General features: G+C 38.9%; 11 protein-coding genes. 8 read left to right on the top strand and 3 right to left on the bottom strand.

Annotation, left to right across the window (positions count from 1 at the left end; all coding sequences use genetic code 11):
• Positions 1-112 precede the first annotated feature (112 nt).
• Complete coding sequence (locus M3166_RS02445; RefSeq protein WP_251687009.1) at positions 113-1,828, top strand: ABC transporter ATP-binding protein; 1,716 nt, start codon at positions 113-115, stop codon at positions 1,826-1,828.
• The gene (locus M3166_RS02440; RefSeq protein ID WP_251687007.1) at positions 1,828-3,624 is read left to right on the top strand and encodes an ABC transporter ATP-binding protein; all 1,797 of its coding nucleotides are present in this window, start codon (positions 1,828-1,830) and stop codon (positions 3,622-3,624) included. Before M3166_RS02445 ends, M3166_RS02440 begins: the two co-directional genes overlap by 1 nt.
• An 82-nt stretch (positions 3,625-3,706) precedes the next feature.
• Here the strand turns inward: M3166_RS02440 and M3166_RS02435 are convergent, their stop codons facing one another.
• Positions 3,707-4,579 (bottom strand): CPBP family intramembrane glutamic endopeptidase, encoded by an 873-nt coding sequence (locus tag M3166_RS02435; protein WP_251687004.1) that lies wholly within the window; start codon positions 4,577-4,579, stop codon positions 3,707-3,709.
• Between the two features lie 161 nt (positions 4,580-4,740).
• Here M3166_RS02435 and M3166_RS02430 point away from each other — a divergent pair, with 161 nt between their 5' ends.
• From M3166_RS02430 to M3166_RS02415, 4 genes are all read left to right on the top strand, one after another.
• Complete coding sequence (locus tag M3166_RS02430) at positions 4,741-5,445, top strand: response regulator transcription factor (RefSeq protein ID WP_251687002.1); 705 nt, start codon at positions 4,741-4,743, stop codon at positions 5,443-5,445.
• Complete coding sequence (locus M3166_RS02425) at positions 5,435-6,787, top strand: sensor histidine kinase (RefSeq protein WP_251687000.1); 1,353 nt, start codon at positions 5,435-5,437, stop codon at positions 6,785-6,787. The genes M3166_RS02430 and M3166_RS02425 overlap by 11 nt, the downstream gene beginning before the upstream one ends.
• Entirely contained in the window at positions 6,777-7,325 is a 549-nt protein-coding gene (locus M3166_RS02420) for a PepSY domain-containing protein (RefSeq protein ID WP_251686998.1), read from the top strand. The genes M3166_RS02425 and M3166_RS02420 overlap by 11 nt, the downstream gene beginning before the upstream one ends.
• Positions 7,326-7,415: 90 nt before the next feature.
• Positions 7,416-7,982 (top strand): PepSY domain-containing protein, encoded by a 567-nt coding sequence (locus tag M3166_RS02415; RefSeq protein ID WP_251686995.1) that lies wholly within the window; start codon positions 7,416-7,418, stop codon positions 7,980-7,982.
• Positions 7,983-8,037: 55 nt separating this feature from the next.
• On the opposite strand, the gene M3166_RS02410 is transcribed toward M3166_RS02415, so the two are convergent.
• On the bottom strand, positions 8,038-8,778 hold the full coding sequence (locus tag M3166_RS02410; protein ID WP_251686993.1) for a class I SAM-dependent methyltransferase: 741 nt from the start codon (positions 8,776-8,778) through the stop codon (positions 8,038-8,040).
• A gap of 229 nt (positions 8,779-9,007) precedes the next feature.
• On the opposite strand from M3166_RS02410, the gene M3166_RS02405 reads away from it, so the two are divergent.
• Entirely contained in the window at positions 9,008-9,640 is a 633-nt protein-coding gene (locus tag M3166_RS02405) for a heat-shock protein (protein WP_251686991.1), read from the top strand.
• Between the two features lie 14 nt (positions 9,641-9,654).
• On the top strand, positions 9,655-10,104 hold the full coding sequence (locus tag M3166_RS02400) for a cAMP-binding protein (protein ID WP_251686989.1): 450 nt from the start codon (positions 9,655-9,657) through the stop codon (positions 10,102-10,104).
• 58 nt (positions 10,105-10,162) lie between these two features.
• Here M3166_RS02400 and M3166_RS02395 read toward each other — a convergent pair whose 3' ends face one another.
• Positions 10,163-11,644, bottom strand: coding sequence for a methyl-accepting chemotaxis protein (locus tag M3166_RS02395; protein WP_251686987.1), 1,482 nt, complete (start codon positions 11,642-11,644; stop codon positions 10,163-10,165).
• Positions 11,645-11,686 lie beyond the last annotated feature (42 nt).

The raw sequence follows: 11,686 nt of genomic DNA, 5'->3' as shown, positions 1-11,686 counted from the left end.
TTTTTAATGGCTTTAATATATTTAGAGTCTCGAAATATTTTCATTGAGTTCCAATAGATGAAATGGCATAATAGAGTTAAAATTCAGTGAATTCATTATAAGGAGTTAACATATGAAAACGATTTTTCAATTTATGAGGCGCTATAAATGGCCAGCAGCAATCGCCTTTTTTCTCATGCTATTGGAACTTGCGAGCGATCTGATACAGCCGCTGTTCATGGCGAGAATGATTAATGAAGGCCTTCTTGAAGAAAATTTACATAATGTCGCATTTTGGGGTGGCTGTTTATTTGCTTTAGCCCTATTCTCATTCATCAGCGGAGTACTCAACTCCTTCTTCTCCGCGCATGTCGCCCATAGTTTCGGTTTTGATATACGCAAAGCATTGTACAGTAAAATACAATCACTGACGATGGCGACCTACCTGACATTCCCTACTTCCGGGCTTATTACGCGCCTGACAAGCGATGTTACACAAACGATGAACATCGTCTTTATGATGCTGAGGATTGCGATGAAAGCACCTCTAATGACTGTTGGTTCGCTTATAATGGCATTTGTCATCAATGCGAAACTTGCGCTCATTTTATGTGTCAGTTTTCCGTTTCTGCTTATCTTCCTTGTATGGATGGTATCAGTCGGAATCAAGCTGTTCGCACAAGTACAGCAACGTCTTGATTTTGTGAACCGCCAGCTTCAGGAAGGATTGCAGGCTGTCCGATTGATTAAAGCATATATGCGTGGTCAGTATGAAGAAAGCCGCTTTTTATCCGTTGCAGAAAATTTGAAATTCGATACGATCAAAGCGACTCGTGTTATGGAAATTGCATTGCCTGTTCTTCAGTTTGTTATGAATATTAGTTTGCTTATTGTCATTTGGGTTGGTGCAGATGCGATCCGTGACAATGATATTCTTGCCGGTGACTTGGCCGCTATTATTAACTATGCATTCCGTATGACAGCATCATTTTCTATTTTTTCATTTATCATTATTGCTTATGCCCGCGCCAAAGCGTCTGCTGAGCGTATCGAAGAGATTTTAAACGTCGAGGAAGGTATAGAGGAAGTTCAGAAAAATGAAGCCCCTGTCCTTGAAAACTTCTCGATTCGTTTTGACAATGTCTCATTCCATTATCCAACAACGGAGCAGTATACACTTCAAAACTTGTCATTTTCAATTGAAAGCGGTGAAAAAATAGCCATTATGGGGGCAACCGGCTCTGGAAAATCGACTATTTTACAATTGGTTGAGCATTTTTACGAACCGAATAGTGGTGACATTTTTATTAATGATCAAAATATAAAGGATATCCCGCTGCAGCAGTTACGCCGCTCAATTTCCTATGTCCCGCAGCAATCCCTTCTGTTTTCAGGTACAATTGTGGACAATTTACGCTGGGGGCAAAATGATGCGACAATTGAGCAAATTATTGACGCGACGAAAAAAGCGCAAATTCATCACTCAATCGAAAGCTTTGATGAACAGTATGAGACGATGATTGGACAGCGTGGTATTAACTTATCCGGTGGTCAAAAACAGCGTCTAGCTATTGCCCGTGCCCTGTTAAAACCGGCATCATTATTGATATTAGATGACAGTACTTCAGCGCTCGATGTCGCGACAGAGCAGAAATTATGGGAGGCACTCGATCAGGAGGCTATCACAATGCTCGTTGTAACCCAAAAAATCCAGACAGCACAAACGGCCGATCGTATACTGCTTATTGAAGAAGGCCGGCTACATGGGTTTGGCACACATGAACAATTAATGGCAACGAACGGTCTTTACGCGAAAATTGTAGCTTCACAGCAGGAGGTGCTTGCCTAATGAAGTTTTTCAACTATGAACCGATCATTACAAAAGAACAAATCAAAAATGCAAGCGGCAAGAAGAAAAAAGGTGAACGTGCCCAAAACTGGACGTATACATTGAAGCGTATTTTCGATTTTGTAGCCGAACAGAAAATGCTCCTGTTTTTCGTTCTGCTGCTTGTCGTGTTAAGTTCAGCGTTCGCGTTGATCGGACCATTCATCATCGGACGGCTGATCGACCAGTTTATTGATGGCAGTTCACTTAGCCAGCTTTCCTATTGGCTATACGGGCTGGCGGTCGTATATTTACTTTATAGTTTGGCGAGCTATTTCCAAAACTATTGGATGGTCGGCATCGCCCAGCAAACTGTATTTCGAATTCGTACACAGCTATATGGTCACTTTTTCAAGCTCCCTCTTCGCTTTTTCGATAAACGAAAACACGGGGAATTAATGAGCCGTGCGACGAACGATATTGAAACAATCAGCTCGACATTAAACAGTGCCTTTATCCAGGTTGTATCAAGTATTTTGACATTAACAGGTACGGTTGCCGTTATGCTTTGGCTCAGTCCCTTATTGACACTGATCACAATGCTGATCGTACCTCTTATGTTCTACGGGATGCGCTGGATTACTAAACGCACAAGTCTACTATTTAAACAGCAGCAGGCAGCAATCGGGGAAATGAACGGATTAATCGAAGAATCCATTACCGGTCAGCATGTCGTTAAAGCCTTTTCACAGGAAACGGAAATGCTGCGTCAATTTGACGAGAAAAATACACGCATCCGCACAGTTGGTTTTTGGGCATTAACGTATTCCGGGTTCATTCCGAAAGTGATGAACACATTAAACAGTTTAAGCTTTGCGATCGTGGCATTAGCCGGTGGTTTATTTGCCTATTACGGTCATATCTCAATCGGTACTATTATTATTTTCACGGAATATGCCCGACAGTTTACCCGTCCTTTAAATGATTTGGCCAACCAGTTCAACACCGTCCTTTCAGCATTGGCCGGAGCGGAACGTGTTTTCTTGATCATGGATGAAAATGAGGATGAAATTGAAGGGGAAAATGTGGAACTGCTCGGGAATGTGCGTTTCCAAAATGTTTCGTTCCAGTATGATGCACAAGCTTCCTCCCCTACCCTCTCAAATGTATCCTTTGAGGTGAAATCGGGGCAGTCGGTTGCACTAATCGGTCAAACTGGTGCCGGGAAAACAACGATTATGCAGCTGTTGACCGGACTTTATGAGAAAACGGACGGGAAGATTGTATTTGACGATATGGAAATAGAAGAAATTTCAAAAGCGAGTTTGCGCAGTCAAATGGCATTCGTCCTACAGGATCCGTTCCTATTTGAAATGTCGATTAAAGAAAATATCCGCTACGGAAAGCTTGATGCAACAGATGAGGAAATCTATGAGGCTGCGAAAAAAGCGAATGCCCATACCTTTATCGATAAGCTGCCGGAAAAATACGATACGATTTTAAGTGCGGACGGCAGCCAGATCTCTCAAGGACAAAAACAGCTGTTATCGATTGCCCGTGCGTTTGTGGCAGATCCGAAAATTTTATTATTGGATGAAGCGACAAGCAGTATCGACACTGTGACGGAGCTGCATATTCAGGAAGCACTCGAGAAGCTGATGGAGGACCGTACGAGCTTCATCATCGCCCACCGCCTGAATACAATCCGGAAAGTCGACTATGTCATCGTCTTAAATCAAGGAAAAATCATCGAACAAGGAAAACGCCAACAACTAATTGAAAACCAAGGCGTGTTCGGACAAATGCTTAACGTGTAATATTAAATAAAGTGAGAAAATAATAAATCGCCCATTTTGCCTTATTCAGCAAAATGAGCGATTTTATTTTATACATTACTAGCTAAACCGTTTCGATATCCGTTTGCTCATCCAACTTTGATGCCGGATTTTTTAGCTGACGGAAATTTTTATAGTATTTGACGAGCAAGAATATAATTACAGCCGACAATATGAAAAAGAACGCCACATTTATCAACAATCCTTGTTGGGCAGCTTCTGTTGTCGGTAAATCCATTTCTGTCGTTTGATTTGTATAAACAAACTGAATATATGCCAGGAAATTATTAAAACTATGTAATAACATTGGTATCACGATATTTTTAGTTTTAAGGTAAGTATAGCCAAGCACACAGCCTAATGCAAAAGCAAATACAATATTGATTGGGTTGAGGTGGATAATGCCAAATATAATAGAAGAAATAATAATACTCTTTTGCGGGCTCCATCGCAATGTGAAACGACGAAGCAAGATCCCTCTGAATAACATTTCCTCATAAATCGGTGCAAGAATGCAAATATTAATAAAAAACAGGACGTATACGAGTAGCGATGGACGCACTTCTTCCAAATCCATCATCGGAAAGAATGAAAACAGTTCCCGTATATGCTCTTCAAAAACAAGATATACAATCGTTAACAAAATCGCTGTAAACACAACAGTGATCAGTTGGAAGCTTGCTGTAATTGATAAATACTTTGCCCAGCGCCCTTTTGTCATTGTAGTATGAATCGGCTGTTCATTGTATGTGAAATTCCATTTTTTTGTTTGATACAGCAAATACACTAAACAGCTGACCGAAACAAAAAATGTAATCCACTCTTCACTGGCTGGAATATCGGTTACAAATAACAAGATAAAACTTGCTATGAATATACCAATCGCAAACAGTATAAAATAGCGCAGCTTGAAGTTTTTCAATTCAATATAATCCATTATTTTACACCTCCTGTAAATAGAGTAACATGAAATGGAAGTTTTAACCCAAGCATCGCTACCCCTTTTCGATCATTTTTCAACGAATAACATTTCTCCATTGCCAATACCGCCTCTTTTACAATACGATGGATACAAAACAGATAGAAGTAGGTGTTTGCATGTCTAAAATTTTAATTGTGGAAGATGAACAGCAGATTGCACGTGTATTACAGCTGGAACTGGGATTTGAAGGCTACGAAACAACTATCGCCCATACCGGCACGGACGGTTTGCTGAAATTTCATGAAGACGAATATGATTTAATATTGCTTGATGTGATGCTTCCGGAGCTGAACGGTTTGGAAGTGCTAAAACGAATTCGCAAACATAACGAAACCGTTCCGGTCCTTTTACTGACTGCTAAAAGTAATATAGAAGATAAAGTGACAGGGCTTGATTACGGGGCAAATGACTATATAACAAAACCTTTTGAATTCGATGAACTGCTTGCACGAATTCGCGTGGCGTTGCGATTTTCACACAAATCTGCTCCTGAAGCAATAACTTCGACTGTCCACACATTTCAGGATTTATCATTAAATGAGCAAACACGTGAAGTCACAAGACAAGCACAGCAAATCGATTTGACTCCCCGTGAGTTTGACTTGCTGCTGCATTTTATGAAGCACGCGAAACTTGTGCAGTCCCGTGAGCAGCTGCTGAATGCGGTTTGGGGATTTGACTATTACGGGGATACAAATGTAGTTGACGTATATGTACGATATTTGCGTCAAAAACTAGAGGTAAATCTGAATTTACCGTCACTGCTACATACTGTTCGCGGTGTCGGCTATGTATTAAAGGAAGCGACAAATGAAACTTAATACGAAAGTGAATCTGTTTTCCATGTTATTGACTTCGGTTATATTAATCGGCAGTTTTACTGGTATTTATTATTTGTATAAAGAATTTGCCTTTTCAACAGAGGCTGAACAATTACAGGCACGGGCAAATGAATTAACGACTGCCATTAGCGCACTGGACACAACAGATGGAATCGATTCGATTTTCGGAGCATATCTTCCGACTGACGGCGCGATCATCGTTCATGACAGCGCAGGTAATACAATTAAAAGGCTTCAAAAAACATCCGAACAAATTGATTATGAACTTGATCCGTCCCAGCATTACACGGAAAAAACAATACGTGATATCCCTCATATCGCGCTTGCTACGCCTATTATTTTGCCGAATGATGAAATTGCCGAGGCAAAGCTGATCCAGCCATTGCCGACAATTACCGAAAATATGAACCGGCTGCTAATAATCTTAGTGCTGATGACACTTGTTGCACTCATTCCGATTTATTTGGCGAGTCAGCTATTTGTTCGACTGATTGTAAAACCTGTTCAGCAACTGACGACGACGATGGAAAAGAATATTCAGCAGTCCAGCTATGAGCAAATCCCGGTCCGCAAGCAATCAAACGATGAAATTGCACAAATGGCCACGACGTACAATCATTTAATGGCACAGTTGGAAGATGCCCATGACAAACAGCAGCAATTTGTCGGCAACGCTTCACATGAACTGAAAACACCATTAACCGTCATCGAAAGCTATACGAAGCTGTTAAAACGCCGCGGCACACAAGACGCGAAAATTACGGAAGAAGCATTGGAAGCAATTTTAAAAGAGACAACCAACATGAAGGCAATGATTGAACAAATGCTCGCACTGGCAAAGACGAATGAAATGACGAAGATCAATATGACGACATTTGCATTGCAGCCTTTTATCGAGCAGATTGTGCAAAGTATAAAAACCGCCTATCATCGTGAGATTCTCGTTAACATTCCTGACGTTGAAATTACAACAGATGAAGCAAAATTAAAACAGCTGCTCTTTATCTTTATCGATAATGCACGAAAATACAGTGATGATGTCATTAAAATCCACGCCTCTGTGAAAAATGATTTGCACATTTCCATTCAGGATTTTGGTGTTGGTATACCTAAAGAGGATCTTCCGAATTTGTTCCACCGCTTTTACCGGGTTGATAAAGACCGAAACCGGAAAACCGGCGGCACCGGCATTGGCCTATCGATTGCAAAGGAACTCGCAAATCGTTTAAATGCCGAGGTTTCCATCGACAGCGAACTGGGAAAAGGAACGACCATTTTACTCATTGTTCCACTTTCAGGAGGTGCACAGCATGAAAGCTAAATGGATTATACTATGCATCGCTGTCATCCTAATCGGATTTTTCATTACACTGACAGTCAAGCAATTATCAACACCGCATGAACTGAACACGAATGAACTGGAATTGAAAATTAAAGATATTTATAATGCGGAAGTCCAAACATTGGTCAAAGAAAAAGATCATTTTGTCGCTTCTTTCAATAAAGACGGTTCGATTTTTGAAGTGAATGTAAATGCCGTAACAGGGCAATTTACCGAGTTGAAGCTTATTCATAAAAATGAAAATAAACAATCCGAGGAGCAAACGAATTCGGAAACACCAAAAGAGGAACAAGCCACAGCAAATAAGCCAGCTGAAAATGCTACAAAGCCGTTACTTTCAAAAGAGCAAGCTGTAGACATTGCTTTAAAGGAAGTACCTGGTGAAGTCGATTCTGTTGAGTTTGTAAAAAATGCGGAAGGTGGCATTTATTTTGTGGAGATTGAACAAGAAGATGATGTTACTGTTCAAGTACATGCCATTACCGGTGAAATTATCGTGATAAAATATGATGATTAATTTTCTCATCAATTTCTAATAATTCTCTCAGACCGTTTTCATATTCGCTCGTTATACTGACATTACAAACAAGAAAAGGAGCGAGTGAATATGAATAAAAAATTTTTAGCAATCCCTGCATTACTAGTAGCAATTGGTGGAGGTGCTGTATTCGCACAATCTGATTTATTTGCGCAAGCCGAAAACAACCCAAGTATTTCAGCTGGTGAGGCAAAGAAAATCGCGTTAAAACAATTGGACGGAGAAATTATCGGTTTTGAATATGATAGCGATGACCGCACACCACATTATGAAATCGACATCGTGAAAAACAATGAAAAAATCGAAGTTGAAGTGAATGCTGGCACAGGTAAAGCGGTAGTAACGGAACGTGAAAAAATTAGTACAGTGAAAGCAGTAAAAACAGACGATACAGTAAAAGCAACAGATTCAGTGAACAATTCTGCTATCATTACTGAAAAGCAGGCAATTGAAATTGCTCAAGCAAAAGCAAAAGGAACAGTAACAGACATTGAATTGGATGAAGATGATAACCGTCTGATCTATGAAATCGAAATCCGTAACGGTAAAATGGAATACGATTTTGAAATCGATGCAAAAACTGGAGATATTATTAAGTACGAAGAAGATCTAGACGATGACCGTTTTAATGACTAATGGAATAACAAGCAATAATTAAATGGAGCGCAGATTTATTTCTGCGCTTTATTTTTTATATTGTTTTTCTCGCCTTCACGATTAAAAAAGAAGGGCGATGCTGTTCTTTTTGTAGACTTGGTAGTAATTCGATTGCTTCGTCTGTCGGCATTGGCTCCACTATTTTCTCGATTTGCAGCCCATTAATAATTAATGTATTAATAATTGTTTCTATTGTGCGATGATACATCACGACATGATCTACGAGCCAATTTTGTGTTCGTTTCCCTTCATCCCGGTAACGAGCAACTGCAAAATGAGAGATTGTGCGCGTCTCGTCCAAAATCCATTGCTCCACACCTTTATTTGCAGTCGATATTGGATGCTCAATAGAAAATAGGAATACCCCTTCCGGACATAATGCTTGACTTACCTTTTGTATTACCCCTTCAAAATCTGCCACATAATGTAGTGCCAATGCACTTGTAATGAGATGATAATACGTTTCCTCTAATTGAATGTCTTCAATTGAAATATTTTGAAAATGGAGACGAACACTTCTATAGCGCTCTTTTGCTGCGGTAATCATGTTATCCGAAATATCGATTGCATCGACATGCTGTGCCCCATTTAAAACACAGTCATTTGCAAACTCCCCTTTTCCACATCCTAAATCTAACAATATTTTCCCTTTAACATCCGGCATTAACACTAAAAAATTGGGCCGCTCCAGCAAATTGTTATAATTGAATTTCCGATTTCGAATTTCTTCATATCCTTTAAAAAATAAGGCATTATCATAAATATTTTGCTTCATTTTTCTCCTCGTTTCACCATAACGTTATGACTTTTTTGCGCAACTTCATTATCACATGGCTGGAAAATTTTAAATAGACTTATATTTCAAATTTTAGTAAGATGTAGATAGAGGCATGTCTAGTTTTACTAATTCAACTTTTTTATAAAAACTATGCAAATTCCTTAGCGATTTGCATAGTTTTTGTTTTAATGCCTTCTTCACAATCCTTTGGAACTGGGGAAAACTTATGAAAAACAATGATTCGAAAAGCATCCTACTCTTTTTACTATTTGCTTTTATCACCAATTTAGTCTATGTCGCTTCTCAACGCATAGAAAATCTGGAGCTGCCTTTAGCGCTCGTCATATTTGCTCTATTTATATTATTTATTGTGCTTGTTTTAAAGCTCAACTTAAGACCAATTGTCATTACACTGGCAACAATCTCAGCTTTGCTCGATATTAATTCGATTTTCTATTTGGCTCTTCCTGAATTTTATACAATCGGCTTTACAATCGGAGTCCTAGTATTTCTTGGTTTTTCCTTTAAAAAGTCTAAAGATGCCATACTGGCCGCGATTGGTTTTTGTATAATGAACATACTGATTAATATAGAATTTTTCATACAATGGGAATGGGTTTACCTTTTAGTGTTACATAGTATTCTATTTATCATCGCCAACAGATTAAAATTTACGATTACGAAAAGAATCTATTTAGGATTTTTCAGTGTGACTTTCATTTTTCTCGTTATCGGAATGTTGGTTGATCACAATTATTTAGCCACATTTGGACTTCTCCTGTATTTGGCGGTACTTATTGCGATTTATTTCGTTATCCGAAGACAACTTGAACAACAACCTACTTATAAATTACATTGAGGTGAAACATCCGGATGAAAAATGTAAATCGTTTATTTCTCATTATCGCCATCATAATTCTTGTTATAATTGGCCGTTATTTTATGGCCCAAAATGAAGTGACGGTAATTCCTGACGTAACAGCAGCAACGAATGAACAGACGATTGAAACAGTTCGAGGAAGCTATTGCTGGCATTCAGCAGGTGAAGCAGAGTGTGTGGATACTGCTGCCCCGCATGAAATTATAAGTACGCAAAATACCCCTTACGTAAAAGTACAGCCAGGGGAAGAACTGGAGTTTCAATATAGTCAGAATGTAACGAGTGTATCCATACAACAATGGATTAAAGATTACGATTATAAAGAAATTGCCACATCGACACGCTTTACTGCCCCAAAGGAAAAAGGAAAATATATCATTTCCAGTATGGCGCGCTTTGGCAACGGTGATGTGACAGATAGTATTGCAATAGAAGTAGAATAACTAAAAAGGGAAATGTCCGTTAAGTTTGGACGCTTCCCTTTTTGTTTGCGGTTTCTACTTATTGTCGCTTCGTAATTTCCGCCAATTCGCTTTGCAATTGCTGAAGTTCATTACTCGCATCTGCAATTGATTTCATCATGACATGCTCTTCATGTATTGAACTCGCGATTTCTTCAGTCATAGCGGCATTTTCTTCAGAAATAGCGGACAGATTTTCAATTTGATTCATTACTTCTTCAACAAGTTCGTTCGTATACGAAATGATCGACATGTTTTGATTAATTTTCCCTTGAATACCATTAAATGATTGCTTAATGCCATCAAATGAACCAGTAATATTGTTCAATGTGCCAACACTTGAATGGACCGCTTCTTTTCCTTCATATGCTTTTAACTGGGCAGTTGTTGCTCGTTCAAGCAGCTGCTGAGTAACAACGGTAATACTCGTTGCAATATTCGCACTCTCTTCCGCCAGTTTTTTCACTTCTTCTGCAACAACGGCAAAACCTTTCCCGTGCTCCCCTGCTCTTGCCGCTTCAATTGAGGCATTTAAAGACAGCAAATTCGTTTGATCAGCAATGGCTTTAATACCATTTAACAGGTTATTGACATTCGCAAGGCTCTCTTGCATATTGTCAATTGTCGTTGTCGTTAAATCAATAGAGTCACTTAATGTTGCCATATCCGCTGTCACATCATGTACCTGTTTCCAGCTCTGTTCAATCGCTACTTGCACTTCATCCGAATCCTTTACAGTCGATTCAGAGGACTCCTTCGTTTTCACCATATTATCATGCGATAAAATCATTTGTTCATTAATCTGCTGAATCATCCCCGCTTCATTATGAATAGCTGCTGCCATTTGATTCGAAGACTGTAAAATCGTCTCGCTCGCTACATTCAATGTACCAACATTGTCATTTACATGTGTAATGCTAGAAGCAAGCTGGTTTGAACCTTCCTCAATTTTATTTAAAATAGAGGATAAATTTTCTAACAGTTCATTCGCTTCCCGCTCTTTTTCCTGGGCATCCTTTATTAATTTGTTGCCCCATTGTGTTAATCGGTAAAGCAAAAAGTTACAGCCTGTCATACTTACAAAAATCGTAATAAATACCGAGAGATTTGCATTTACCCCTAATAAATTTTCCGGTACTGCTATGTATAATAAAATATAAGAAATACTGGCGATCAGTAAAAATATTTTAATCATTCGTTCATTAAAATACATTGCACACATAATAAATGTTACAAGCAGCATGTAATGTTTATTTATAGAATATCCATCCAGGTAAAATAATAAAAATACGACAAATGCTGGTATCAGTACAAAAATTAAACCTTTGGCGAAGTTGGATATATTCAGGAAATAATTGGCCGACGATAATAAAATGACACCGCCCCCTGCAATCACATAAGGGATTGAATTACTAAAACCATTTGCAATAACAAGTGGTGAAACAATTAAAATTGCCAATACTATCGTAATAATTAGATTGAGTTGATGAATCCAATTAACTTTTCCGTTGCGTTTCTTCAAGCTGTTTTCCTCCTAGGAACAATTGGTTATTTCCATAATAGT

Origin of the sequence: Solibacillus isronensis, from assembly GCF_023715405.1 — a bacterium.
Taxonomy (GTDB): domain Bacteria; phylum Bacillota; class Bacilli; order Bacillales_A; family Planococcaceae; genus Solibacillus; species Solibacillus isronensis_B.
The sequence above is the reverse complement of the archived record's forward strand: the minus strand, read 5'-3'. Positions and strand labels throughout refer to the sequence as shown.

What these genes read in the sequence shown, in the direction of transcription:
- M3166_RS02435 (WP_251687004.1), bottom strand. Translation starts at nt 4,579, where the DNA reads ATGGATTATATTGAATTGAAAAACTTCAAGCTGCGCTATTTTATACTG.
- M3166_RS02440 (WP_251687007.1), top strand. Translation starts at nt 1,828, where the DNA reads ATGAAGTTTTTCAACTATGAACCGATCATTACAAAAGAACAAATCAAA.
- M3166_RS02420 (WP_251686998.1), top strand. Translation starts at nt 6,777, where the DNA reads ATGAAAGCTAAATGGATTATACTATGCATCGCTGTCATCCTAATCGGA.
- M3166_RS02445 (WP_251687009.1), top strand. Translation starts at nt 113, where the DNA reads ATGAAAACGATTTTTCAATTTATGAGGCGCTATAAATGGCCAGCAGCA.
- M3166_RS02425 (WP_251687000.1), top strand. Translation starts at nt 5,435, where the DNA reads ATGAAACTTAATACGAAAGTGAATCTGTTTTCCATGTTATTGACTTCG.
- M3166_RS02410 (WP_251686993.1), bottom strand. Translation starts at nt 8,778, where the DNA reads ATGAAGCAAAATATTTATGATAATGCCTTATTTTTTAAAGGATATGAA.
- M3166_RS02415 (WP_251686995.1), top strand. Translation starts at nt 7,416, where the DNA reads ATGAATAAAAAATTTTTAGCAATCCCTGCATTACTAGTAGCAATTGGT.
- M3166_RS02405 (WP_251686991.1), top strand. Translation starts at nt 9,008, where the DNA reads ATGAAAAACAATGATTCGAAAAGCATCCTACTCTTTTTACTATTTGCT.
- M3166_RS02400 (WP_251686989.1), top strand. Translation starts at nt 9,655, where the DNA reads ATGAAAAATGTAAATCGTTTATTTCTCATTATCGCCATCATAATTCTT.
- M3166_RS02430 (WP_251687002.1), top strand. Translation starts at nt 4,741, where the DNA reads ATGTCTAAAATTTTAATTGTGGAAGATGAACAGCAGATTGCACGTGTA.